Below are 23,914 nucleotides of genomic sequence, written 5' to 3' on the forward strand. Positions count from 1 at the left end.
CCTTCAGCTTTTATGCAAGGGCTTGGCGGGGATACCCGCCATGGTGAGTCCCTCCGGTACGTCCTTAGTGACGACGGAGCCTGCGCCAACAGTTGCCCCCCCGGCGATCTTGAGGTTCTGGAGCACCTGAGCGCCTGTCCCCACCAGGACCCGCTCCCCCACGGTCACATTTCCGGAAATATTCACAGTGGGATTGAGTACTGCATACGCCCCAATGGTGGCTTCGTGTCCGATGGTGCATTTCAGGTTGACCATTGCGAAGTCATCGAAGGACGTGTTTACGGTGGCGATGCTTCCGGCGCAGAGAACCACACCCACTCCAAACCGTGTGGATTCGACATCGAACATGACCGTGGGGTGGATGAGATTCGGCCACGTCTTCTCTGGAAACCTGCTCTTGAGCTCGGTGACCAATCGGTGCTTGGTGGAAGGGGTGCCGATTCCCATCACGAAGCCGTCGACTTCGGATCGGTTCTCCTCCAGCCACGAAAAATCATGCATGACCATGCCATCCGTGTGTGGGCCGCTGGCCTGGTCCAGGTCGCTGACGAGGTGGCAAACCAGATCAAAAGTTGGCGTAACGGCGTTGATATCCCTGATGAGCCACGCGACTTCACGGGCGAACCCACCGGCTCCAATGACGGCCACACGTTTCATGCAATCTCCTGGTGAGGATGGGCACCGTTCTGGGCGGGGGCAGACCCCGGTCCCTGGAATTCGGCCATCGTGGCCTGGCCCTCTTGGCTGATGCCGGTGCGGCGGATCACGTGCCAGAACGTCATGGTGAGGATCCGCAGATCCAGGATCATCGACCGGTGATCCACGTACCAGGTGTCCAAGGCGAATCGCGTGTCCCAGTCCACGGTATTGCGACCGTTGACCTGGGCCCAGCCGGTGATGCCGGGCGGGCAGTCGAGGCGGCGGCGCTGCTCGGGGGAGTAGCGCGGGACATAGCGCATCGGTAGGGGCCTCGGCCCCACGAGGCTGAGGTCGCCCCGGAGAACGTTCAGCAGCTGGGGCAGCTCGTCGAGGCTGCTGCTGCGGAGGAACTGGCCGAAGGGGGTGAGCCGGTCCCCGTCGGGCAGGAGGTGGCCTTCGGAATCCCGGGCGTCGGTCATGGTGCGGAACTTGAAGATGGTGAAGGGGCGACCGAAGCGCCCGGCGCGCGCCTGCCGGAACAGGACCGGTGCTCCCAGCTTCCAGCGCACCAGCAGGGCCGTGAGGGCCAGGATGGGTGCCAGGAGGAGCAGGAGGACCAGGGCGATGCCCAGGTCCAGGGCGCGTTTCAGAAAGGGGTACATGATCAGCCGGCGGCCTCGGAGAAGCTGTCACCCATGGCGGCCTCCAGGGCGCCCCGGAGGGTCCGGAGCAGCCGGTCGTGGTGGGCCTCCTTCAGGCCGGGGTGGACCTGGAACATCAGGCTGGTCTCGCCCAGCTGCTGGGCCACGGGCAGAGGGGTCGCGGGGCCCAGGCCGGCCCCGGTGAAGGCCTTCTCCCGGTAGATCTCGCCGCAGCTGCCGCTGAAGCAGGGGACGCCCTGGTTGGCGACCTCGATCATGATGCGGTCGCGGGTCCAGCCTTCCTGCAGCTGCTCGGGGCGGACGTAGACGTAGGCCTTGTAGGCGGCGTGGCCGAAGTCGGGGCCGGGGCGGGGCACCCGCAGGGCCGGGTGGCCTTCCAGGCCATCGAGGAGGTAGGCCATGTTCTGGCGGCGGAGGCGGGTCCACTCCGCCAGCTTGCGGAGCTGGAGGCGTCCGATGGCGGCCTGGACTTCCGTCATGCGCCAGTTGGTGCCGAAGGACTCGTGCAGCCAGCGGAACCCGGGGGCGTGCTCGCGGTGGTAGACCGCGTCGAAGCTCTTGCCGTGGTCCTTGTATTCCCAGGCCCGGCGCCACACCTGCTCGTCGTTGGTGGTGAGCAGACCCCCTTCGCCGCCGGTGGTGATGATCTTGTCCTGGCAGAAGGAGAAGCACCCCACGTGGCCGAGCCCGCCCACGGGGCGGCCCTTGTAGGTGGCGCCGTTGGCCTGGGCGCAGTCCTCGATGACCTTCAGCCCGTGCCGCTCGGCCAGCTCCAGGATGGGATCCATGTCGCAGGGCCAGCCCGCCAGGTGCACGGCGATGATGGCGCGGGTCCGCGGGGTGATCACCTGGGCGATGGACTCGGCGGTGAGGTTCCCGCTGTCGGGATCCACATCCGCCAGCACGGGGATGCAGCCCTGGGCCACGGCGGCGCTGGCGCTGGCGATGAAGGTGCGGGGGGTGGTGATGATCTCCGAGCCGGCGGGCAGGTCCAGGGCGCGGATGGCCAGCTCCAGGGCCGCGGTGCCGTTCATGAGGGCCACGCCGTACGTGCAGCCGGAGGCCTCGGCGTACTCCTGCTCGAAGGCCCGGCCCTCCTGGCCGGTCCAGTAGTTCACCTTGCCGCTGCGGAGGACGCGGGTGGCGGCTTCAACTTCATCTTCGGCGTAGGCGGGCCAGGGAGGAAAGGTGTGGGGCATGGGAGGTCTCCGGCAAAGGGCCGTAGGTGCGGCGGGGAGGTCAAGCAAATGCGAATCGGGTGGGCAAATTCAGGGGGCCGGGCGGATGGCCAAGAGGGCCGGGGCTAGGCGCCATCCGGGAGGTAGACGGGGTTGGCGCCGGAGTGGCGGCGGTCGCGGTTCTCTTCGGCGAACCGGCCGAGGCCCAGGGCGGAGGGGGTGTAGGTGGGCACCAGGCGGCGCAGCCAGCGCAGCATCTGGGCCTGCCGCCGGCCCTCGTCCTCCTCCATGGCCAGGCGCAGGCCATCCAGGCCCTGCTCGAACAGGGCGTCGTCCGGCTCCTGGAGGTGGGCGTCCAGGACCTTGGGGTGCACGTCCGTGCGGGATTCCTCCTGGGCGGAGAACAGCTCTTCGAAGAGCTTCTCGCCGGGCCGGATGCCGGTGAACTTCACCTCGATGTCCCGGCCGGGGACCAGGCCCGAGAGGCGGGCCATGTCCGTGGCCAGGTCGACGATGCGGACGGGCTCGCCCATGTCCAGGACGTAGACCTTGCCGGTGTCGCCCAGGATGCCGGCCTGCAGGGCCAGCTGGCTGGCCTCGGGGATGGTCATGAAGTAGCGGATCATGTCCGGGTGGGTCACCGTGAGGGGGCCGCCGGCCTGGATCTGCTGGCGGAAGATGGGGATCACGCTGCCCCGGCTGCCCAGCACGTTGCCGAAGCGCACGCTCACGTAGTGGGCGCCCGCGGGCGCGCGGCGGGCGGCGCGGAGCACCAAACCTTCGGCGATGTGCTTGGAGGCCCCCAGCACGTTGGTGGGGTTGACGGACTTGTCCGTGGAGATGTTCACGAAGGTGTGGACCCCCACGGCCAGGGCCGCGTCCAGCACCCGCTCGGTACCGAAGATGTTGTTGTTGACCGCCTCCTCGGGGTGGGCCTCGAGGTAGGGCACGTGCTTGTGGGCGGCGGCATGGAGCACCACCTGGGGCCGCCAGCGCTCGAACACGTGCCGCAGGCGGTTGGTGTGCCGGATGTCGCAGAGCTCGAGGGAGAGCGCCTGGTTGGGGAACAGGGCGCGGAGATCGCGCTCGATCTCCCACAGGCTGTTCTCGCCGCGGCCCAGGAGGATGAGCCGGGCCGGGCGGAAGGCGGCCACCTGGCGGGCCAGCTCGCTGCCGATGGAGCCGCCGGCGCCGGTGATGAGTACCGTGGCGTCCTCGAGGATGCTGCCGAGGGCACTCTGGTCGAGCTGGATGGGCTCGCGGCGCAGCAGGTCCTCGATGGAGACGTCGCGCAGCTCGGGCTTCCAGGTCCGGGGGCCCAGGAGGTCGGAGATGCCGGGCACGGTCTTGATGCGGACCCCGGTGGCCTGGGCCTCCTCCCGCAGGCGGCGGATGGTGGCCCCGTTGGCGCTGGGGATGGCCAGCACCACCTGAGCGATGCGGTGATCGGCGATGAGGGTGCGGAGCATCCGGGACGGGCCCATCACGGGGACGCCCTGGAGGAGGATGCCCTGCTTGTCGAAGGCGTCGTCCACATAGCCGATGACCTGGCTGCTCAGCTCGGGATGTCGCTGGATCTCCTGGGCGACGAGGAGCCCGGCCCGGCCGGCGCCCACGATGAGGGTGCGCTGGCGGGTGTCGGGGGCTTTCTCCGGCAGGAAGCCCTCGTAGCGCGCCCGGACGAAGGTGCGGGCGAGGGCCCAGGTCACGGCGGTGGCGAGGCTGGCGGTGACGAGGGTGTCGAAGGTGAAGGCGCCTTCGAGGTCGGGCGTGAGTCGGCCGAGGACCAGGGCGGTCAGGCAAAGCGTGAGGGAGGCCGCCACCAGCTGGAGCGTGTCCCGGAAGCCGATGTAGCGGTACTGCTGGCGGGTGAGGCGGAAGCCGAGGTTGATCACCCCGCACAAGCCCACCCAGGCATAGAGGTGCCAGGCGATGGGATGTCCCACGGACAGGAACCGCTCGCTCGCCGCCCACGCCAGGCCCGCCAGGAGGAGGTCCAGGGTCAGCTTGACCGCCTTCCGAAGCAGGGGGTGGCGCCTCAAGGTGCGGTTGGTGGGCATGGGTTGGCTCGGATTCAGGGAGGGGACGGCATCCATCGGTGTGGCTTTCTTAGATGACTCGATGGTAGGGCATGTGAAAGAGGTATCGTCATGAAATACAAGCAATGAGTGCGGAAAAAGAAGACATGTGATAATCGTTTTCCAGCCGGCTTAATGTGCCCAGTTTTGACATGCCCCGAACGTAACCTAGGCCCTAAAGGGCCTAGTGAGCCTGATGGCATCAAAAACTGGCTAATCGGTCAGCTGGGCGCTTTCCTTTATGTTGGGACAATAGCGCATTATTGTAACAGTTTTACTAGGTAATTCATTCGTCATAATGATGATATCAATGCTGGTATTTTCCGTTTGTATGACTGCGCGGTAAGGGATTGATGACCATGTGGGCGAATGATGACGAAGTCGTTTGGTGACATGGGATCCCGGTCGGGACAAGGCCGGAACTGGGCTGGATGGGGTGGCGGATGGAAAACCGGGATCCTGGTTGTGACGTGAGGCACACCCGGGATGCCTACAGCTGGAGGCCTGGTCGGCTCCTTTAAAAGGACTTTTTTCGCCACCGATTTCGTTGATTTCAGTGATTTTAAAGCGATACCCGGCTCGAGCGCAGCATGGGCTCCATGGGGGGCGCAGGGCCACGATCTTTCGGGGGCTCGCGGTCCCGGCGCCCCCCATGACTTCCGGCGAGGCCGGAAGTCGTCTGCGGCGGGCCCATGCGGGACCCATCCGAGGCCCAATCAGCGCCATCGGCGAAATCGGTGGCTGGAAAGCCCTTCGCTGGAAGCCCGCCTCACTCCCCTTCGGGCACCACGGGCAGGTTCATCTGGGTGGGGGTCCAGTCCTGGAGGGGGTCGGCGCGGTCGGGGAGGATCCAGCGGAGGCCGGCGGCTTCGACGGTCTGGCGGAAGCGGTGCAGGTCCTCGCGGCCCAGGAAGGCGCTGCCCTGGCTCTCGGGGAGGTGGGACCAGAGCTCCTGGAAGCTGGGGAAGGCGTCCTGCAGGCGGGCCTTGGCGCCCAGCTTCTCGCCGCGCTGGAGCAGGAGCTGGGCGCCCTCGGCGCAGGCCTCCACCACCTGGGCGGGGAACTGGAGGTCCCGGGCCGCGGCCAGCACCTCGCTCCAGGCTTCCAGCCCCTCCTCGGCCACGGCCTCCGTCGCGGACACGGTGGAGAGCAGCAGGGCATGGGCCCGATGCCACTCCAGCTCCAGCCAGCGGGAGCCGGAGCCCTCCACGGGGGCCTTGAGGTTCTCGAGGATGGCCCAGCCCTGCTCCGGGGCTTCCTGCCGGGTGCGCTGGGATTCCCGGGACAGCACCTGGGCCAGCCGGAGCTGGGCCAGCCGAAGGCGCCAGAGCATGCCGGAGGCCTCGAACTGGTCGGCCGCGGCCTTGAAGAGCCGGGCCGCATCCCGCCAGGCGCCGCGGAACCGGGCCACGTCGCCCTGGAGCAGGGTGTGGTCGCCCTGCTCCTCCGGGGCCAGCAGGAGGCGCTGGGCGCCCGACGAGGGGCCCTGGGCCTGGAACAGGGCGTGGTCCGCGGCCACGGGATCGCCCATGGCGGCGAAGGTGCGCGCGCGCCAGATCTGGATCATGGCCACCTGGGGCGCGTCGCCCAGCCGCTGGGCCTGGCCCAGGGCCCGGTCCAGGTGCGTCAGGGCCGGCCCCAGGAACTGCTGGAGGCTCCGCACGGCCCCCAGGGCCAGGTGGCTCTGGCTCTGGAGGCCGAGGTCGCCCTGCAGCCGGGCGGTCTGGAGGGCCTCCTGGAGCAGGGCGATGCAGGGGCCGGCCTGGCCCTGGGCGAGGCGGACCTGGGCCAGGCCGATCTGGGCCGGCACCAGGCCCCGGTAGTCCTGACCGTGCTCCAGCAGGCGCTGGGCGGATTCGAGGTGGCCGGCCGCGCGCTGGAACTGCCCCTGGGCGGCCAGGGCCCGGCCCAGCGCCGTGAGCAGGGCCGCCTGGTCCTGGGGCTGGGACCGGCCGCCCTGGGGATGGAGGCCCTCCTCCAGGGCGCGGATGCCCTTGGTCAGGTGGCCCTGCAGCAGGTGGAGCTGGCCCAGGGCCAGACGCAGGCGGGGCTGCTCGGGATGCAGGGGGTGGTCCTTCAGGCGGGCGGCGGCCCCCATGACCGCTTCCTGGGCCTCGCCGGGGCGGTGGAGGTGGAGCAGGAGCATGGCCCGCTTCCGCAGCACCCGGGCCTCGGCCAGGCGGACGCCCTCGTGGAAGGCGGATCGTCCCAGGGCGTCCAGGGCGTGGTCGAGGGCCTCCAGGGCCAGGTCCGCCACGGGCCGCGCCGGGGTCTCGCCATCCGCCAGAGGTCCCTGGGAGCCGGCGGCCCAGGCATCCGCCAGGTGTTCGTGCAGGCGCGCCTCGTCCCAGGGCCGGGGCTGGAGCTGGAGGGCCTGCGCCACCATCCGCTGGGCCTCCTGGGGCGGGGCGGGCGGGTGGTGGTCGAGGGCCTCCAGCACGGCCGCCAGCGCGGTGGCCTCGTCGGAGGCGAGGGCCTGGAGCGTCACCGAGTGGGCCACGGGGCCGCCCTGCTCCTGGATGACCGCCAGGAGGGCGCGGGCCAGCCGCTTGAGCTCGGCCTGGGGCGTGTGGGCGAGCACCAGCTCGCGCCAGCGGGGATCGGGCATGAGGGCCTGGCCGCCCTGGAGCTGGACCAGGCGGGAGCCCAGGGCGCCCTGCTGGGCGTCCTCCAGCGCATCGCCCGCGAGGCCCAGCAGGCGGCCGAGGGAGCCGGCGGGCACGGGCCGGTCTGCCAGGGCCAGCAGGCGCACCAGGGTGGCGGCGGCGGGGGTGAGCCGCTGGAGGCGGCCCAGGAAGACCTGCTGCACGAGGTCGGCCTGGGCCTGGAGGGTCGCGGGGCGGTCGGGGGCCAGGATCCAGTGATCCTGGTCCCAGGCCAGGGCGCCCTCCTGCTGGGCCAGCTCCAGGACGTTCCGCAGCAGGCCCGGGTTGCCCAGGCTCTGGGCCAGCAGGTCTGCCACGTAGGCCGGGGGCAGGGCGTGGCGGCCCAGCAGGTCGTCCAGGATGGCGCGGAGGTCCTCGTCCTCCATGCGGTTGACGCCCACCAGGGCCGCGGAGGCCTCCTGCCGCAGATCGGCGATGAAAGGCTTCAGACCGGCGCCCTGGGCGCCCGTGGTGAGCGAGAGCAGCCAGGGCAGGTCCGAGCGGTGGACCAGCTCCCGCACCAGCGACAGCACCTCCGGCGCGGCGCGCTCCAGGTTCGAGAGGTGGACGAGGCGGGGATGGAGGAGGCGGGCGAAGTCCAGGGCCTCGAGGGCCGCCTTCACCTCCTCGGGCTCGGGGCCGGGGTCCTGGCGGTTCCGGTGGCGTCCGCCCGTGAGGAAGGCGAAGGCCGGCATCCGCAGGGACAGGGCCCGGGCGGTCTCGGGATGCTGGGCGTAGAGGTCCGCCTCGTTACCGGCGAGCAGGGTCTCCAGCAGCCGGCCCAGGAACCGTCCGGCGGATTCATCCGCGGAGGCTTCGAGGGGGTGGACCCAGATGCCCTCGCCCTCGGCCACGGCACAGGCCCAGGCGGCCAGGTGGGCCTTGCCGACGCCCTCCTCGCCCTGGAGGAGGACGATGCGCTCCATGGGGATGGGGGCGTTGAGGCCGAGCATGAGGGACTTGAGGTAGGGCAGCTCCTGGCTCCGCCCCCGGAGGGGCCGGGCGATGAGTTCCGACAGATCCCGGGTGTGGGTCCAGGGAAGGTCCTCGGAGAGGGCCGAGGCGGGAACGGCCTCGGGCAGGAGACTGGCGAGCTCCGGCAGGCCCCAGGGAGCCCCGCCGAGGGCGCGCGGGATCAGGGTGAGCCCGGCGCGGAAGGAGATGACCTCGGGGTGCAGGAACCGGGGGTGGAGGTCGCGCGCCAGCTCCCGCGCGAGGTGCTGTGTCAGGGCGGCGCGCTGGGCCGGGCCCCAGCCCGGCCAGAGGCGGGAGAGGGGCGTCCCCTGGAGGGTCTGGAGGTGCCAGGCCTGGCCGTCGTCGAAGCCGAAGTGTCCGATGATCGGATCCAGCGGGTCGGCGTCGCGGAAGCGGGCCAGGAAGGTGTCTCGCAGCTGGTCCAGGTCGCGCTCCGCGGGCAGCGGCGACCAGATCTGCGCCAGGAAGCGCGCGCCGTCGAGTTCCCGCCGCAGGAGCTGGAAGGCGCAGTCCTCGCCCTGGCCCAGGTCCATGAGCCAGGTGTAGCGGTGCGTCCCGAGGAAGCGCGTCACATCCACGGATGCGGCTTTCGCGCGGGTTCAGCGGGACGAGGGGGCATGGCGGGAAGTGTACCGCAGGGATCCGGGGAATGAGTTGGCCGGTGGCAACAAAGCCTTTCGACCGGACTCAGCCGAGCCGCTCAGCGGCTGAAGAAGGGATCCAGGATGACGGCGGCGGTGAGCACCAGGGCGAAGAGGTTGATGTTCATGAAGACGCGGCGGTAGAGGGGGGCATCCTGGCCTTCGCGCAGCAGCGGCAGCGATCCGGCGATGAGCCAGGCCGCGCCGAGGCCCAGCATGACCTCGGAGGGCCAGGAGACCAGCACCCGGAACATCGGCAGCAGGCCGCACGCGGCGGCGGTGCCGCAGGTCCAGGTGAAGGTCAGCCGCGACAGCCGGGGCCGGCCGAAGACCGAGACCAGCGTGGGGAAGCCGGCCTTCTCGTAGCCCTCGGCGTGGAGGCCCACCAGCAGCCAGAAGTGGGGCACCTGCCAGATGAAGAAGACGAAGGCCAGGGCCAGGACCGAGGGATCCGCCACGCTGCCGCCGGCGGCGGTCCAGCCGATGGCCGGGGGCAGGGCGCCAATGAGCGAGCCCGGCACCACGGCGAAGGCGCTCACGCGCTTGAGGGGCGTGTAGAAACCGTTGTACCAGCCCAGCGCCAGGGCGCCGAGGAGCGCGGAGGTGAGGTTGTGGGCGGCCCAGAGGAGGCCGAACCCGGCCACGGCCAGGGTCACGGCGAGGACCGTGGCGGACCCGGCGGAGATGTCCCCGTGCGGGATGGGCCGACCGGCCGTGCGGGGCATCATCGCGTCGTAGCGCCGCTCCTGCACCTCGTTGAGGGCGCTGGAGCCCATGGCGAGGAGGAGGATGCCGATCAGCGTGGTGACCAGGCCGGCGTCCACGCCGCGGAGGAAGGCCACGTAGCCCGCCGCCGCCGTGAACGTGGAGGCCCCGGAGATGCGCAGCTTGGTCAGCTCGAGGAAGGTCGAGACGGGGCTGGGCTTGGACAGGGGAAGGGCGGCCACGCTCACGAGGGTGCTCCTAGTTCAACGTCTTGAGGTAGCGCACGACTTCGGCGAGCTCCTGCTCCGTCATGGGCGTCTGGGGCATGGCGGGCGGATAGCCGCGCACCACCTGTTCCATGGGGTTGGTGATGGCCCGGCGCAGGTAGGCCTCGTCCACGGTGACGGCGCGCATGGCGCCCGCCACGAGGACCTCCTCCTGCCGGCCGTAGAGGGCCTTGAGGGTGGGGCCCACCTTGGGCTTGCCGTCCACCGAGTGGCAGGCCAGGCAGCCCTTGGAGGTGAGCACGGCGAGGCCCGGCGGCAGGTCCTTGAGGTCGGGATGTGCCTCGGCGGCGCGGATGGCCTTGCCGGGCTCGGGGGCGTCGTCGCCGCCGAAGTACCAGGCCTTGAACTCGTCCTCGGGCACCACCACGACCTTGCTCAGCATGAGGCTGTGGTCCACGCCGCAGATGACCGTGCACTCGATGTCATACGAGCCCAGCTTGGTGGCCTGGAACCAGGTAGTGTTGGTGCGGGCGGGCACGGCGTCGATCTTGAGGCGGAACGAGGGGATGAAGAAGCCGTGCACCACGTCGGCGCTGCGGACCTCCATCTTCATGGGCTTGTTGAGGGGGGCGAAGAGCACCTTGCTCTTCTTGCCGTTGGGGTATTCGAAGGACCAGCTCCACTGGCGAGCGGTGACCTTCACGGCCATGGCGTCCCGGGGGGCCTGGCGCATGTATTCGTAGTTGGTCCAGCCGTAGTAGAAGATCGAGAGGAACAGGGCCAGGGGAATGGTGGTCCACAGGACCTCGAGGCCCAGGTGGCCTTCGATCTGCTCGGCCTTCGGGTGGCGCTTCTTGCTGTAGCGCACCACGAAATAGATCATCAGCGCCGTGATGAAGATGAGGAACGCGACGGAGAGGCCGAACACGTAGAAGAAGACCGCGTCGGACTTCTGGGCCGATAGGGCGGCTTGGTTCATCCAGTCCATGGGTGCCTCAGTGGAAAGCGACGTCGGAGAAGAGCAGGGCGAAGAAGATCAGCAGCGTGCCCAGGGTGACCAGGACCACGATCTTGAGCAGCGGCCCCTCGTACTTCAGGTGCATGAAGAAGTAGAAGACCAGGCCGGCCTTGAGGGGCGTCAGCGTGAGCAGGCCCCAGACGGCGTAGGTCTGGCCCAGGTGGCTCACGCCCACCAGGGCGCCCGTGAGGATCAGCAGGGCCACCCACACCTTGATGAAGGTGCCGTAGCCGGGGTGCCCCTGGGCGTGGTCGACAGCGTGTTCGGCGTGTTCGCTCATGGTCATGCCCTTACGCGGCGAGATAGAACAACGGGAGGAGGAAGATCCAGATCACGTCCACAAGGTGCCAGTAGAGGCCGCTGTTCTCCAAGTAGATGTAGCGGTCCGCGCGGATGCGGTCCGTGGCCACCCACCAGAGCATGACGGAGAGGAGCGAGAGGCCGACGATGACGTGGAGCCCGTGGAGGCCCGTCATCGTGAAGTAGAGGCCGAAGAAGACCTGCTCCCCCGGCGGCAGCGTGCCCAGGTGTGAGGCGTTCGGATAGAGGCCGTGGTGGAACTTGGCGGCCCATTCGAAGGACTTGATGACCAGGAAGGTGAGTCCCAGGGCCAGGGTGGTGCCCAGGAAGGCCATGGCCCGCTTCTTCTCCGCCCGCTGGATGGCCACGATGGCGAGCACCACGGTGAGGCTGCTGGTGAGCAGCACCAGGGTGTTGATGACGCCCAGGGTGGCGTTCAGCTCGGCACCGCCGTGGTGGAACTCGACGGGGTACTTGTACCGCATGTACGAATAGCCGATGAAGAGGCCGCCGAAGAGGACGATCTCCGTCACCAGGAACAACCACATGCCGAGCCGGGCGCCGAAGTCGTCGCGGTGGACGTGCTCACTCATTTGGACTCCTGCTCGAAGTGGTAGGGGCCGTGGGTGATGGTGGGGATGGTCTCGAAGTTCTCCTGGGGGGGCGGGCTGGGGATGGTCCACTCCAGCGTGACGCCGCCCCAGGGGTTGTCCTCGGCCTTCGATCCCTTGAAGAGGGCGTAGATGAGTGTTCCGAAGAAGGCGAGGAGGCCCAGCACCAGGAACCAGCTGCCGACGGTCGCCACCACGTGCATGGTGTGGTACTGGGGCAGGTGGACGTAGTAGCGGCGAGGCATGCCCATCATGCCGAGGATCAGCATGCCGAAGTAGAGCATGTTGAAGCCGATGAACATGGGGAACCAGGAGGCGTAGATGGCCTTCTTGGAATACATCTTTCCGGACATCTTGGGAAACCAGTAGAGCAGCGCCGCGAAGAAGGCGAAGCCGGTGCCGCCGAACATCACGTAGTGGAAGTGGCCCACGATGAAGTAGGTGTCGTGGATGTGGACGTTGATGGCCAGGGCCCCCTGCATGACGCCCGTGAGGCCGCCGATGGCGAAGAGGAAGATGAAGGTCAGGGCGAAGAGCAGGGGCGGCTGGAAGTCGATGCTGCCCTTGTAGAGCGTGCTCACCCAGTTGAAGACCTTGATGGCGCTGGGCACGGCCACGATCATCGTCAGCAGCGAGAAGAGCAGCGTGGCCAGGCTGCTCATGCCCGAGGTGAACATGTGGTGGGCCCACACCAGGCTGCCCACGCCGGCGATGGCCATGCTGGAGAAGGCGATGGCCTTGTAGCCGAAGATGGTGCGCTTGGCGAAGGTGGGGATGATCTCGGTGATGGCGCCCATGGCCGGCAGGATCATGATGTAGACCGCCGGGTGGGAGTAGATCCAGAACAGGTGCTGGTAGAGCAGGGGATCGCCGCCCTTGGCGGGATCGAAGATGCCGATGCCGAAGAAGCGCTCGAGGATGACCAGCACCAGGGTGATGGCCAGGATGGGCGTGGCCAGGAGCTGGATCCAGGAGGTGGAGTAGAGGGCCCAGCACATGAGCGGCATGCGGAACCACTTCATGCCCGGCGCCCGCAGGCGGTGGATGGTGGTGATGAAGTTGATGCCCGTCAGCATGGACGAGAAGCCCAGGATGAAGGCGCCGAACACCGCCAGGCTCACGTTGGTGCCGGTCTTCAGGCTGAAGGGCGCGTAGAAGGACCAGCCCGTGTCAGGCGCGCCGCCCCCAGTGAACAGCGAGAGCACCGCGAGGATGGCCCCGATCATGAAAAAGTACCAGGACGCCAGGTTCAGCCGGGGGAAGGCCACGTCCTTGGCGCCGATCAGGATCGGCAGGAAGAAGTTCCCGAAGACGGCGGGCAGGCCCGGGATGACGAACAGGAAGATCATGATCACGCCGTGGACCGTGAACAGGGCGTTGTAGGTCCGGGCGGTGATCAGGTGCTGGAAGGGCGTCAGCTGCACCAGGCGCATGAGGAAGCCGATGCCCACGCCGACGAAGAAGAAGCTGATCATCGAGTAGAGGTAGAGCACCCCGACCCGCTTGTGGTCCGTGGAGGTCAGCCAGGCCATGAGGCCCTTGCGGGAGCCCGTGTCCACCAGATAGCTGGGCTGGGCGGTGGCGTGGGTGGTCATTCGGCCTCCTCGGACTTGGTCTTGCGGCCCCGGCGGACGAGGACGGCCACGAAGATCAGGGCCGCCAGGATGGTGACGGTGGCGCTGATGGCCGTGGTGTTCAGGACGTACCTGCGCCCCGCGGGGTCATAGCTGAAGCAGAACTTCAGGAACTTGTTGATGGTGGGCTGGGCCTCGCCTCGCCCGGCCTCCTGGGCCGCCAACTGGAGGTCCGCGGGCAGGTAGGTCACGCCGTACATGTAGCGGGTGATCTTGCCCTGGGGGCTGAGGAAGATGAGGGCCGCCGCATGCACGAAGTCGTCGCCGGTCTGCTTGAACTTGAAGCCCACCGCGTCAGCCAGGGCCTTGGAGGCGGCGGAGGGGCCCGTGAGGAAGCGCCAGGCCGCCGGCGGGAAGGGCCGGGTCATCTCGCCCAGGTAGTTGGTGCGCTTCTGGGCGGCCATCTCCGGCGTGTCCCGCCCGTCGAAGCTGACGGTGAGGACCTGGAAGTCCCTGCCGGGCACGGCCTGGGTGCGGTTCAGCACCTCGACCACCCCGTTGAGCTGGGGCGTGCAGATGCCTGCGCAGCGGAAGTAGTTGAGGGTCAGGATGGTGGGCTTGTCGATGAGCTGGCGCAGGGTGACGGGCTGGCCGTCCTCGCCCTTGAAGGCCAGGTCCAGCGGCAGGGTGGCTCCGAGCTTCTCGTCGATGCCCACTTCCTGGGGGGTGAAGGCGGGGGCCGCCGGGCCTTCGACGGCCGCGGGCGCCGGGGCGGGGGCGGGCGCCGGGGTGGACTTGGTCGCCTGGGCCCCGGCCGGAAGGCCCAGGAGCGCCGCTGCGAGGATCAGGCCGGAGAAGGAGGAGCGGAGCGGACGGAAGATCATGGCCGGCCTTGGGGATGGGCCTCGGCGTACTCCCGGCAGAGGATGTCCACGGCGCGGGAGACGGGGATGCGGTTGGGGATGACTTCACCGGCGCTGGCGAAGAGCTTCTCCATCGCGGCGGTGGCCTTCGGATCGCTCGCACCGTGGTCGAAGGTGCCCAGCGACTGCACCACGTGGACGAGGGCCATGCGGTCCCGCTTGGAGAGGTCCGTGTAGGCCACCATGGAGCTGCCCTTGATGCCCTCGTTCAGGGTCTTGTAGATGTCCTCGACGCGGGTGCCGTTCTTCCAGCCCGCGCTCTGGGTGAAGTTGCGGGGCATGGGGTTGAGGCCCTTCCCCGCCGGGCCGTCCCCCTTGCCCTCGGGGCCGTGGCAGCTGGCGCAGGTCTGGGCGAAGATCGCCTTGCCGCGGGCCATGAGCTCGGGGTTGGGGGTCATGACGGTCTTGGGGTCGATGGGCGGGATGATCTGGCGGGCCTGGGCGGGGTAGTCCGTGGGGTCCAGCCAACCGGTCTCGCCCTGCACGGCCTGGACGGGCACGGCGTCGGGCTGCGTGTGGGCCTGGTAGCGCAGGCCGGGCAGCACGGTGAAGCCGAAGAAGGCGGCGATGAAGATGAAGCAGATCACCACCAGCAGGGCGGACAGCAGGCGCTTCAGCTCCTCGGGGGAGAGGTAGTCTTGGATCTTCATAGCCGGAACTCCAGGCCCTCACGGAGGAAGGGATCGCCGACGGGCATATCCTCGCCCTTCTGCATGGCGCCGCGGGCCCAGAGCAGGATCCCGCCCAGGAAGAAGAGGGCGAAGCTGAGCTCGGGCCAGGAGAACCTGGGGCTGGCGCCGAGGATGGGGAAGATGAGCCAGTAGATGTCGAGCACGTGCGCCCCGAGCATGAGGTAGGCCACGCGGCGCAGGCGCCGGGGATCCTTCTTCGAGTCCCGGGTCACCAGGGCGAAGAAGGGCAGCACGAAGTGCAGGCCCGCCAGCACCAGCGTGATGAGGTGCCAGGAACCCTGGAGGCGCACCTTGTACCAGATGACCTCGTCCGGCAGGTTCGCGTACCACATGAGCATGTACTGGGCGAAGCCGATGTAGGACCAGAACACCGTGAAGGCGAAGAGGAAGCCGCCCAGGTTGTAGAGGTGGTCGCCCCGCACGCCCTCCAGCCGGCCCTGGTCCTGGAGGTGCAGGACCGCCAGGGCCGTGGCCGCCAGGCCGCTGAGGAAGGCGCCGGCGAAGACGTAGACGCCGAAGATGTCGCTGTACCACTCGGGCGTGAGGCCGGAGATCCAGTCGAAGGCCACCAGCGTCACCACCAGCGCGAAGATGGCCATGAAAGCGGGGGCGAACTTGCGGGCCCGGAAGTTGAAGGCCGGGTCCTTCGTGGCGTCCTGCTTGAGCGAGCCGCCCACCAGCACCCACAGGCCCAGGAGGCAGAGCGCCAGGGCCACGACGGTGCGCGCGGAGAAGAAGGGCAGGCTCAACCAGAAGGCCTTGCCGGCCAGGAGCGGATGGTGGGCCGCCTCGGGCCTGGCGCCGGGATAGAGCACCGGGATGGCGCCCAGGGCGATGAGGCCGACGGGGATCGAGGGGATCAGCAGGGTGGCCAGGCGCTCGGGGATGCGCCGGATGGGCACGCTCCACTTGGCGTTGACCAGGTGCTCCAGGGCCACGATGAACAGCGAGCCCAGGCCCAGCGTGAAGAGGAGCACGAACCAGAAGACCCAGTTGGCCCAGAAACGCTCGGGGCCGGCGGCGACGTAGCTGCCCAGGACGCCCAGGGCGCCCAGGGCCACGGCGCCCCAGAGCCAGGAGGCGGGGAGGTTGGAGGTGTTCTTGTCCTGGCTCATCGCGTGGCCACCTTCAGGTCCTCGTCCTTGGCGTTCTGGGCGCGCTGGAGGGCGCGCACGTAATCCACCACGGCCCACCGCTCCCGCTCGGAGAGGTAGGGGGCGTGGGAGGGCATGGCGTTCTTGCCGTTCACGATGGCCCAGTAGATCTTGCCGTCCGGGTAGTCCAGGAACTGCTGGGCCTGCAGGTTGGCGGGCTTGGCCCCGTAGGCGGCCGTCAGGCTGCCCACGCCGTTGCCCACGGCGCCGTGGCACACTTCGCAGCGGTTGGTGTAGACCTTCTTCCCGAGGGCGAAGACCTCCGGGGTGCGCGGCAGCGGATTCACCAGCGAGGCCGCCTCCTCCTGGGTGCCCGTGGCCGTGGGCAAGTAGCCCCGGGCCACGGTGCCCGCCACCGGCTGCTGCATGCCGTGGCCGTCCTTGAAGAAGTCGGAGGCCTTCTGGGCGTTCAACCGGGGCTGCTCCTGCATGTATTTCATGGGGGCCAGCACGGGGAACCACTTGGTGGCGAAGTACATCGCCAGTCCCGCCACCACGCAGGCGATGAAGATACCGCCCAGGGTGCGCAGGATGTAGTCGCTGGTGAGGAAGGGGCTGCGGTCCGGGGCGGGCAGGGCCTCGATTTCGATGGCGCCGGCGGCCTGGAGGGTCCGGGTGGCGGCGGCGCTGTCGAAGGCCTCGCTCTCGGCCTCCAGGGCCAGGACGTAGCGGTCCCGGGTGATGCCCTTGATGGACTTGGAGGAGAGCACCGGGTGGCCGAAGAAGGGCAGCTTGTTCAGGAGGAACAGCATCCCCAGGCCCGCCGTGAAGGTGGCGAAGAGCACCGTCACTTCGAACATGATGGGGATGAAGGCTTCCCAGGAGCCCGCCCCCTTGCCACCGGTGATGATGGGGTAGTCGATGGCGCTGATCCAGTACTGGAACCCGAAGGCGGTGATGGCACCCAGGATGCCCATGACGAGCACCATGCCGCCCAGGGGGGAGCGGCGGAGGCCCAGGGCCTCCTCGATGCCGTGGAGGGCGTAGGGCGTGTAGGCCTCCACGGTGCCGAGCTTGGCGGCGCGCACCTGGGGGATGGCCTTCATGAGGGCGTCAGGCGTCTCGAAGACGCCGAGGACGGCGTAGGACGTCTCAGGCATGGTGGTCGTCTCCATGGTGAGAGGGCTGGGCGCCGGGCAGGATCGCCTTCACCTCGGTGGTGGCGATGACCGGCAGCACCCGGGCGAAGAGCAGGACGAGCGTGAAGAAGATCCCGAAGGTGCCCAGGAGGACGCCGAAGTCGATCATGGTCGGCTTGTAGATGCGCCAGGCGGAGGGCAGGTAGTCCTGGTGCAGCGAGATCACGATGATGACGAAGCGCTCGAACCACATGCCGATGGTCACGCCCACGGCCACCAGGATCATCCAGAAGTAGCTGGCACGGGCCTTCTTGAACCAGAGGATCTGCGGGATGAAGATGTTGCAGCTGATGGTCACCCAGCCGGCCCAGCCGTAGGTGCCGCTGATGATGTTCATGAAGCCGTGGTGGAGGTACTCGTTCATGGAGTACCAGGCCGTGAAGCCCTCCATCATGTAGCTGTAGCCCATGATGCAGCTCATGGCGAGGATCACCTTGTTCATCACGTCCAGGTGGCGCATGGTGATGAGGTTCTTGAGCTGCATGGTCTCGCGCACCACCACCAGCACCATCACCACCATGGCGAAGCCGGCGAAGATGGCGCCCGCCACGAAGTAGGGCGGGAAGATGGTCATGTGCCAGCCAGGGACCACCGAGGTGGCGAAGTCGAAGCTCACCACCGAGTGCACGGAGAGCACCAGGCCCGTGGCCAGGCCGGCGAGCAGGAGGTAGGCCTTCTCGTAGTGCTGCCAGTGGGAGGCGGCGCCGCGCCAGCCCATGGCCAGCACGGTGTAGATCACCTTCCGCAGCTTGCTGCTGGTGCGGTCGCGCATGGAGGCGATGTCGGGGATGAGGCCCAGGTACCAGAACATCAGGGACACGGAGAAGTAGGTGTTCACCGCAAAGACGTCCCACAGCAGCGGCGAGCGGAAGTTGGTCCACAGGGCGCGCTGGTTCGGGTAGGGGAAGAGCCAGTAGGCCAGCCAGGGACGGCCCACGTGGATCAGTGGGAAGATCACGGCGCAGATGACCGCGAAGATGGTCATGGCCTCGGCGAAGCGCGCGATGGCGTTGCGCCAGCGCTTGCGGAAGAGGAAGAGGATGGCCGAGATCAGCGTGCCGGCGTGGCCGATGCCCACCCAGAACACGAAGTTGATGATGTCGAAGGCCCAGAACACGGGGCTGGTGTTGCCCCAGGCGCCGATGCCGGTGACGAAGACGTAGCCGATGCAGCCGACGCCGATGAGGAGGGCCGTGAGGGTGACGGCCAGGCCGATGTACCACTGCTTCGGGGGCTTCGTCTCGGGGAAGGCCAGGACCTGGTCGTCGAGGCTGCCGGGCGTGACCACGCCCTCGGTGAGCGCCGGCTCGAGCAGGCCCTGAGGGATGTCGCCGGCCAGGATGGCGGCATCAGGCTTCATGGTGACCTCCCACGGTGGCCTCAACGGCGGGGTTCTTCAGATCGGCCAGGTAGGTGATGGCGGGCTTGACGCCCAGCTCCTCCAGCACGCGGTAGGCGCGGCTGGCGGCCACCAGCTGGGAGACCTTGCTCTTGGGGTCCTTCAGGTCGCCGAAGACGATGGCGTCCGAGGGGCAGCCGGCCATGCAGGCGGTGGTGATCTCGCCGTCGAGGATGGCGCGTCCGTCGCCCTTGGCGCGGATCTTCACGTCATTGATGCGCTGCACGCAGAAGGAGCACTTCTCCATGATGCCGCGGGGACGGACCGTGACCTCGGGGTTGTTCACCAGGGTCTCGGGCTCGGTCTTGTAGGCGGTGTACTCCAGGAAGTTGAAGCGCCGCACCTTGTAGGGGCAGTTGTTGGCGCAGTAGCGGGTGCCCACGCAGCGGTTGTAGGCCATCTGGTTCAGGCCTTCGGGGCTGTGGTTGGTGGCGTTCACCGGGCAGACGTTCTCGCAGGGCGCGTTGTCGCAGTGCTGGCACAGCATCGGCTGGTGGACCACCTTCGGGTTCTCCAGCTCGCCCTCGTAGTAGCGGTCGATGCGGATCCAGTGCATCTCGCGGCCGCGGGCCACCTGCTCGGGCCCCACGGTGGCCACGTTGTTCTCGGACTGGCAGGCCACCATGCAGGCAGAGCAGCCGGTGCAGGCCGCCAGGTCGATGACCATGCCCCACTTGTGGTCGGGGAACTTCTGATCCTCGTAGAGAGTCACCAGCTCGGGCATGTGGTGGTGCCCCTGGGGGTTGTGGGCGAACTCGTCCATGGTGAGGGAGCGGACGAGGTCGCGGCCCTCCATGCGGTGGTGGCTCTGGGTGCGGGAGAGTTCCTTCTTCCCGCCGACCTTGGCCAGCTTCGCGCCGCCGCGGACGTGGGTGCTGGCGGGATCCAGGCCCACCAGGGGGAATGCGTTGACGCCCATGCCCTTGGCCACGCCACCGGTGGTGCGGCCGTAGCCCAGCGCCAGGGCCAGCACGCCCGGCGCCTGACCCGGCTGGATCACCGCGGGCAGCTTGAGGGTGGCGCCATCGAGGGTGAGGGTGACCAGATCGCCTTCCTCGAGGCCCAGGGCTTTGGCGTCCTGCACGGACACGGCCACGGGGTTGTCCCAGGTCATCTTGGTGATGGGATCCGGCGTCTCCTGCAGCCAGCTGTTGTTGGCATGGCGGCCGTCGTGCGTGGCGAAGCCGGGGAAGAGCACCAGCTCCATCCCGTCGATCTTTGAGGCGGCCTTCTTGGCGGCCACGGCCACGGAGGTGCCCTTGAAGACGGGTGCCGAGGCCTTGGCCTCGCCCTTCACCAGGCCGTCGTGCAGGGCCTGCTCGAAGGAGGTTCCGAAAGGCAGCTCCTTCTTCCAACGGGCTTGCAAGTAGGCGTGGTAGCCGTCGGGGACAGTGGCGCCGAGCGCCTTCAGGACGCCCAGGAGGATGTCCTCGCCCTGGCGGGTGTCGTAGAGGGCGCCGATGGCGGGCTGCTGGAGGACGGCCGCGCCGGGCGTGGTGTAGTCGCCCCAGCTCTCCAGCCAGTGGTTCTCCGGCAGCAGCAGCTGGCACTGGGCGGCGGTCTCGTCCTCCACCTGGCCGATCCAGGCGCGGAAGGGGACCTTGGCCACGGCGTCCTTCCAGGCGGCGGCCTTCGGGTAGGTGTAGGCGGGGTTCACGTCCCAGAAGAGGACGGCGGCGTAGGCGCCGGAGGCCATCTTCTGCGCGGCGGCTTCCAGATCCTTCACCGTGACCAGGGGCTCGGCGGCGCGGAGGGCCACGGCTTCGGAGCCCAGCATGGCGTTCAGCAGGTGGGCGGCCTGGTGCGCTTCGGCGGGCATCTGGGCCCCGCAGAGCACCACGGCGTTCCGGCCGGCGGCCCGGAGGTCCTTCACCAGGTTGGACCAGGTGGCTGCCGGAATGCCCGCGGGGGCGCCCGCGGAAATTCCGGATAGATCCGTGCCGGTGGGCAGCGCCACGCCCTTGGCCGCCAGTTCCTTCGCCAGGGCGAAGGCCACGGCGCCGAGGCGGGAGGGCGAAACGGGCACGCGCTGATCGGCGTTGGTGCCGGTCAGCGTGAGGGGGCCTTCCAGCACCCAGAGACGGTTGATCTCATCCTTCGCGCTCTTCAACCGCCGCTTGGCGCCCCAGGCGGCCTGGGCCTCGGGATCCTCGCCATTCAGGAAGTCTGCACCGAGCGACAGGATGACCTTGGCCTTGTCCAGCCGGGGCTGGAGGTCCACCGCCTGGCCGAAGCTGGCCAGGGCGGCCACCTCGGCGGCGTCGCCGGCGGCGGGCTCATAGGCCAGATGCTCCAGGGTGGGCAGGGTGGTCTTGAGGTCCGCCAGCAGGGCCTTGCGGCTGGGCGAGGTCACGGCCCCGGAGATCAGCAGCACGGGCTTGCCCGCGGCCTTGGCACCCCGGAGCGCGCCGTGGAGCTGGGCCTCCACCTCCGCCCAGCTCGCCACATGGCCCTGGGCCTTGGGGGCCCGGAGGCGATCGGGGTCGTAGAGACGCAGCACGTCGGCCATGACGCGGGGGCTGGTCTTGCCCTTCACGCCGGGGTGCTCGTCGTTGCCTGTGAGGTGGATGGGGCGGCCCTCGCGGGTCTTCACCAGCACGGGATAGACGCGGCGGCCCTCGTGGGTGGCGCTGGCGTAGTAGTTGGCCACGCCGGGGATCACCTCCACGGGGCGCTTGGTGTAGGGCACCACGGTGCCCTGGCCCTTGCGGTCGCAGGCCACGGTGGCGGCCAGCGCGGCGGCGGCGCTCACCAGGCCGAGGAAGTCGCGGCGGGAGACACCGCTCTGGGGCGGCAGGCCATGGACATCGTCGTAGTTGGGGCCGCTCGGAATGGCGCCGGGGAGGAACTCATCGTGGGCGGCCTGCTGAGCCTCGGCCGTCTCGATGCGCTCCTCGAGGGTGCGCCAGAAGCGCGGGGTCTCGATGGGGCCGTGTTCGGGAAGTCGTGTCTTCATGGGGTCATCCGCGGCGCTTGATGGCGTGTTCGGGGGGCGTGATGGGGATGCGGAGCGGAACCGCTTCCGGCGGCGTCTCCGGAGGGGTCTCGCGGTCCGGGCGGAAGACGAGGCCCAGGGCCTCCCGGCCCAGGAGGAGTGGGCCCGCCAGCAGGGCGGCGGCGCGGTCGAGCAGCGGCTTGCGGGTCTCGTCGGCCATCGTCGGAGCTCCTAGCGGTGGCAGGCGGCGCAGTTCTCGGCGCCCCGGGTGATCTTGGAACCGGCGGGCAGCGCGGCGTGGGGATCCCGGTGGCAGGCCAGGCAGTTGCCCATGCGCATGCCCATCTCGCGGGTGACCACCTTCATGGTCTGCACCTCGCCGTGGCAGCTCTGGCAGGTGATGCCGGCGTTCACGTGGGGCCGGTGGTCGAAGAAGACGTGATCCGGCAGGGTGTGCACCCGCTGCCAGAGGATGGGCTGGCCGGAGTTGGCGATCTGCGTCAGCTTCTGGATGGCGGGCCGGTCGGTCCGGGTCACCTTGTGGCAACCCATGCAGAGGTCGACGCTGGGGATGCCGGCGGTGCGGGACTTGTCCACGCCGGAGTGGCAGTACTGGCACTGCATGCGGAGGGTGCCGGCGTGCAGCTCGTGGGAGAAGGGGATGGGCTGCTCGGGGGCATAGCCCTTGGCGAAGCGGTCCGGCTGGGTGAACCAGCCCACGGTGAGCACCGTGAGAAGGACCGCCACGGCCCCGGCCGGCAGGACGAAGCGGAACGCTCGGTCGAATTGGTGCATGCACAACCCCTGGAAAGTTCGGATCCGCACGGTGGCCGGAGCCAGTGGGGACTGAAGGGACGGTGGGACGCGGGACGGATCGGAGGTGATGGCCAGGGATTCTGGCAGGTGCCGGGCGAGCCGGAAGGGATTCCTTCCGGGCCTCGGCGTCTCCGTCCAGAGAATGTCGGCGGAGCGGCGTCTGAAGTAAGACGACACTCGTGTCCAGAGGACTTGGTCACACTGGGGCGACATTCGGCAAATTTGTGTCGCAAGTCACCATCATAGATCAGTGCCACAGGATTGTTTATCCCTTTTTTCTGAGGCAGATCCAGCGACTAAGGGGATTATCCGGTGTTCTATTTGGAGGTTTGTGAAGGTGGCGATTTCCTCCAGGCCGCAGGCCGTCGAGACGAGGCCGACTCCGCCTCCGCACCCGAGGTGGCGCATAACCTCCCGGAACCTCTTCTTTGTCAGGGGTTTGGGATTTTTCGCGAGGTCTGACCACCCTACCTGGGGAAGCCCATCCAGGGTTTCAGGAGCCCCAGCTGGAGGAACAGGGCGCCCATGCGCTCCACGGGCAGGCCCATCACCGTGGAGAAACTGCCCTCGACCCCCTCGATGAACAGGGCCCCGATGCCCTGGATGGCGTACGAGCCCGCTTTGTCCATGGGTTCGTGGGTGCCGATGTACCAGCGGATCTGGGCCTCGGTGAGGGGGCGGAAGACCACCTGGGCCGTGTCCACGAAGCTGTGGACCTGATCGTTCCGCTGGAGGCAGAAGCCGGTGTGCACCTGGTGGGCACGGCCCTGGATCAGGCCCAGCATCCGCACGGCGTCTTCCGTGTCCAGGGGCTTGTTGAGCGTGTGATGGTCCACGGCCACGGTGGTGTCCGCGGCCATGACCCAGCGGTCGGGGTTGCGGCCCGCCACCACCTCGGCCTTCAGTTCCGCGAGGCGCAGCACCAGGTCGCCGGGCTCCTCGTCCAGCAGGGGCGTCTCGTCCACCTCAGGCGCCTGGATCTCGAAGGGGATGCGCATGGCCTCCAGCCAGTGGCGGCGGCGCGGGCTGCTGCTGGCCAGGATCAGGGGCTTCAGGGCGGCCTCGGGGAGGCCGGGGAGGGTTTCGTTCACCGCAGACCCCGCTGCTCGAGCTCGGCGATGCCCACCCGCATGTGGAAGCTGTCGACTTCCTGGCCCAGGCGGAAGCCGAAGCGGGGGTAGAAGTTGGCCGCGTCCCGGGTCTCCAGGACGAAGCGCTGCACTTCGCCGGTCCAGGGGTGGCGCAAGGCCCACTTCACCAGCTCCGTCGCGACGCCCAGGCCCATGAGGTCCCGGGCCGTGACCACGTCGTAGAGCTTGGCTTCGTAGGCGTGATCGGACCAGAGCCGGGTGGCGCCTACCAGGCGGCCGCCCCGGTGGCCCTCGGGCACGAGCCGGGCCGTCAGCAGGCGGGAGCAGGCCAGCAGCCGCCGCCACTGGCCGATGGTGCGGTCCGCGGTCCAGTAGACCTCTTCCGCCTGGAAGAAGATCTGGAGCTCGCGGGGGTCCACGCTCCAGGTCTCGTCGAAGAAGGCCACGGTGCCATGCGGGGTCGAAAGCGGCTCGGGTACGAGGAGATCGCGGTCCATCAGGCCTTCCGGGTT

Annotated in this window: 20 protein-coding genes; all 20 read right to left on the reverse strand. The window is 68.6% G+C overall.

All coding sequences use genetic code 11. From position 1 onward, the window contains the following. Positions 1–3: 3 nt before the first annotated feature. The 20 genes from MLG87_RS13560 to MLG87_RS13655 all read right to left on the reverse strand — a co-directional run bounded on the left by MLG87_RS13560 (position 4) and on the right by MLG87_RS13655 (position 23,899). Positions 4–657 (reverse strand): PglD-related sugar-binding protein, encoded by a 654-nt coding sequence (locus tag MLG87_RS13560; RefSeq protein WP_243295679.1) that lies wholly within the window; start codon positions 655–657, stop codon positions 4–6. After that, positions 654–1,301 carry a sugar transferase gene (locus MLG87_RS13565; RefSeq protein ID WP_243295680.1) on the reverse strand — a complete coding sequence of 216 codons (648 nt, stop codon included), beginning with the start codon at positions 1,299–1,301 and terminating at the stop codon, positions 654–656. The genes MLG87_RS13560 and MLG87_RS13565 overlap by 4 nt, the downstream gene beginning before the upstream one ends. A 2-nt stretch (positions 1,302–1,303) precedes the next feature. Then, the gene (locus MLG87_RS13570; RefSeq protein WP_243295681.1) at positions 1,304–2,500 is read right to left on the reverse strand and encodes a DegT/DnrJ/EryC1/StrS family aminotransferase; all 1,197 of its coding nucleotides are present in this window, start codon (positions 2,498–2,500) and stop codon (positions 1,304–1,306) included. 104 nt (positions 2,501–2,604) lie between these two features. Further along, positions 2,605–4,539, reverse strand: coding sequence for a polysaccharide biosynthesis protein (locus tag MLG87_RS13575; RefSeq protein WP_243295682.1), 1,935 nt, complete (start codon positions 4,537–4,539; stop codon positions 2,605–2,607). A gap of 787 nt (positions 4,540–5,326) precedes the next feature. Continuing rightward, a complete protein-coding gene (locus tag MLG87_RS13580; RefSeq protein ID WP_243295683.1) occupies positions 5,327–8,755 on the reverse strand; it encodes a hypothetical protein in 3,429 nt (1,142 codons plus the stop codon). Positions 8,756–8,877: 122 nt separating this feature from the next. Continuing rightward, entirely contained in the window at positions 8,878–9,771 is an 894-nt protein-coding gene (locus MLG87_RS13585; protein ID WP_243295684.1) for a protoheme IX farnesyltransferase, read from the reverse strand. A 10-nt stretch (positions 9,772–9,781) separates the two neighbouring features. After that, positions 9,782–10,738: a cytochrome c oxidase subunit II gene (gene coxB / locus MLG87_RS13590; protein WP_243295685.1), complete on the reverse strand. Its 957-nt coding sequence runs from the start codon at positions 10,736–10,738 to the stop codon at positions 9,782–9,784. A 7-nt stretch (positions 10,739–10,745) separates the two neighbouring features. Then, positions 10,746–11,048 carry a cytochrome C oxidase subunit IV family protein gene (locus MLG87_RS13595; RefSeq protein ID WP_243295686.1) on the reverse strand — a complete coding sequence of 101 codons (303 nt, stop codon included), beginning with the start codon at positions 11,046–11,048 and terminating at the stop codon, positions 10,746–10,748. 10 nt (positions 11,049–11,058) lie between these two features. Then, positions 11,059–11,661 carry a cytochrome c oxidase subunit 3 family protein gene (locus tag MLG87_RS13600; RefSeq protein WP_243295687.1) on the reverse strand — a complete coding sequence of 201 codons (603 nt, stop codon included), beginning with the start codon at positions 11,659–11,661 and terminating at the stop codon, positions 11,059–11,061. After that, positions 11,658–13,274: a cytochrome c oxidase subunit I gene (locus MLG87_RS13605; RefSeq protein ID WP_243295688.1), complete on the reverse strand. Its 1,617-nt coding sequence runs from the start codon at positions 13,272–13,274 to the stop codon at positions 11,658–11,660. Before MLG87_RS13605 ends, MLG87_RS13600 begins: the two co-directional genes overlap by 4 nt. Beyond that, positions 13,271–14,137 carry an SCO family protein gene (locus MLG87_RS13610; RefSeq protein ID WP_243295689.1) on the reverse strand — a complete coding sequence of 289 codons (867 nt, stop codon included), beginning with the start codon at positions 14,135–14,137 and terminating at the stop codon, positions 13,271–13,273. The genes MLG87_RS13605 and MLG87_RS13610 overlap by 4 nt, the downstream gene beginning before the upstream one ends. Then, the gene (locus MLG87_RS13615) at positions 14,134–14,826 is read right to left on the reverse strand and encodes a c-type cytochrome (protein ID WP_243295690.1); all 693 of its coding nucleotides are present in this window, start codon (positions 14,824–14,826) and stop codon (positions 14,134–14,136) included. Before MLG87_RS13615 ends, MLG87_RS13610 begins: the two co-directional genes overlap by 4 nt. After that, on the reverse strand, positions 14,823–15,983 hold the full coding sequence (locus tag MLG87_RS13620) for a hypothetical protein (RefSeq protein WP_243295691.1): 1,161 nt from the start codon (positions 15,981–15,983) through the stop codon (positions 14,823–14,825). Before MLG87_RS13620 ends, MLG87_RS13615 begins: the two co-directional genes overlap by 4 nt. Next, a complete protein-coding gene (locus MLG87_RS13625) occupies positions 15,980–17,122 on the reverse strand; it encodes a quinol:electron acceptor oxidoreductase subunit ActD (RefSeq protein ID WP_243295692.1) in 1,143 nt (380 codons plus the stop codon). The genes MLG87_RS13620 and MLG87_RS13625 overlap by 4 nt, the downstream gene beginning before the upstream one ends. Beyond that, positions 17,115–18,521 (reverse strand): NrfD/PsrC family molybdoenzyme membrane anchor subunit, encoded by a 1,407-nt coding sequence (nrfD, locus tag MLG87_RS13630; protein ID WP_243295693.1) that lies wholly within the window; start codon positions 18,519–18,521, stop codon positions 17,115–17,117. The genes MLG87_RS13625 and nrfD overlap by 8 nt, the downstream gene beginning before the upstream one ends. After that, the gene (locus tag MLG87_RS13635) at positions 18,511–21,516 is read right to left on the reverse strand and encodes a TAT-variant-translocated molybdopterin oxidoreductase (RefSeq protein WP_243295694.1); all 3,006 of its coding nucleotides are present in this window, start codon (positions 21,514–21,516) and stop codon (positions 18,511–18,513) included. Before MLG87_RS13635 ends, nrfD begins: the two co-directional genes overlap by 11 nt. 4 nt (positions 21,517–21,520) lie before the next feature. Continuing rightward, the gene (locus MLG87_RS13640; RefSeq protein ID WP_243295695.1) at positions 21,521–21,715 is read right to left on the reverse strand and encodes a hypothetical protein; all 195 of its coding nucleotides are present in this window, start codon (positions 21,713–21,715) and stop codon (positions 21,521–21,523) included. 11 nt (positions 21,716–21,726) lie between these two features. Continuing rightward, positions 21,727–22,290: a cytochrome c3 family protein gene (locus MLG87_RS13645; protein WP_243295696.1), complete on the reverse strand. Its 564-nt coding sequence runs from the start codon at positions 22,288–22,290 to the stop codon at positions 21,727–21,729. A 488-nt stretch (positions 22,291–22,778) separates the two neighbouring features. Then, positions 22,779–23,402 carry a Maf family protein gene (locus MLG87_RS13650; protein ID WP_243295697.1) on the reverse strand — a complete coding sequence of 208 codons (624 nt, stop codon included), beginning with the start codon at positions 23,400–23,402 and terminating at the stop codon, positions 22,779–22,781. Beyond that, positions 23,399–23,899, reverse strand: a complete 501-nt coding sequence (locus MLG87_RS13655; protein ID WP_243295698.1) for a GNAT family N-acetyltransferase — start codon at positions 23,897–23,899, stop codon at positions 23,399–23,401. Before MLG87_RS13655 ends, MLG87_RS13650 begins: the two co-directional genes overlap by 4 nt. Positions 23,900–23,914: the final 15 nt, after the last annotated feature.

Origin of the sequence: Geothrix mesophila (genome assembly GCF_022808835.1) — a bacterium.
GTDB classification, from domain to species: Bacteria; Acidobacteriota; Holophagae; order Holophagales; family Holophagaceae; genus Geothrix; species Geothrix paludis.

Excerpts from the sequence above, each read along its gene's own strand:
- MLG87_RS13560 (WP_243295679.1), bottom strand. The coding sequence starts at position 657 with ATGAAACGTGTGGCCGTCATTGGAGCCGGTGGGTTCGCCCGTGAAGTC.
- MLG87_RS13565 (WP_243295680.1), bottom strand. The coding sequence starts at position 1,301 with ATGTACCCCTTTCTGAAACGCGCCCTGGACCTGGGCATCGCCCTGGTC.
- MLG87_RS13570 (WP_243295681.1), bottom strand. The coding sequence starts at position 2,500 with ATGCCCCACACCTTTCCTCCCTGGCCCGCCTACGCCGAAGATGAAGTT.
- MLG87_RS13575 (WP_243295682.1), bottom strand. The coding sequence starts at position 4,539 with ATGCCCACCAACCGCACCTTGAGGCGCCACCCCCTGCTTCGGAAGGCG.
- coxB (WP_243295685.1), bottom strand. The coding sequence starts at position 10,738 with ATGGACTGGATGAACCAAGCCGCCCTATCGGCCCAGAAGTCCGACGCG.
- MLG87_RS13595 (WP_243295686.1), bottom strand. The coding sequence starts at position 11,048 with ATGAGCGAACACGCCGAACACGCTGTCGACCACGCCCAGGGGCACCCC.
- MLG87_RS13600 (WP_243295687.1), bottom strand. The coding sequence starts at position 11,661 with ATGAGTGAGCACGTCCACCGCGACGACTTCGGCGCCCGGCTCGGCATG.
- MLG87_RS13605 (WP_243295688.1), bottom strand. The coding sequence starts at position 13,274 with ATGACCACCCACGCCACCGCCCAGCCCAGCTATCTGGTGGACACGGGC.
- MLG87_RS13610 (WP_243295689.1), bottom strand. The coding sequence starts at position 14,137 with ATGATCTTCCGTCCGCTCCGCTCCTCCTTCTCCGGCCTGATCCTCGCA.
- MLG87_RS13615 (WP_243295690.1), bottom strand. The coding sequence starts at position 14,826 with ATGAAGATCCAAGACTACCTCTCCCCCGAGGAGCTGAAGCGCCTGCTG.
- MLG87_RS13620 (WP_243295691.1), bottom strand. The coding sequence starts at position 15,983 with ATGAGCCAGGACAAGAACACCTCCAACCTCCCCGCCTCCTGGCTCTGG.
- MLG87_RS13625 (WP_243295692.1), bottom strand. The coding sequence starts at position 17,122 with ATGCCTGAGACGTCCTACGCCGTCCTCGGCGTCTTCGAGACGCCTGAC.
- nrfD (WP_243295693.1), bottom strand. The coding sequence starts at position 18,521 with ATGAAGCCTGATGCCGCCATCCTGGCCGGCGACATCCCTCAGGGCCTG.
- MLG87_RS13635 (WP_243295694.1), bottom strand. The coding sequence starts at position 21,516 with ATGAAGACACGACTTCCCGAACACGGCCCCATCGAGACCCCGCGCTTC.
- MLG87_RS13640 (WP_243295695.1), bottom strand. The coding sequence starts at position 21,715 with ATGGCCGACGAGACCCGCAAGCCGCTGCTCGACCGCGCCGCCGCCCTG.
- MLG87_RS13645 (WP_243295696.1), bottom strand. The coding sequence starts at position 22,290 with ATGCACCAATTCGACCGAGCGTTCCGCTTCGTCCTGCCGGCCGGGGCC.
- MLG87_RS13655 (WP_243295698.1), bottom strand. The coding sequence starts at position 23,899 with ATGGACCGCGATCTCCTCGTACCCGAGCCGCTTTCGACCCCGCATGGC.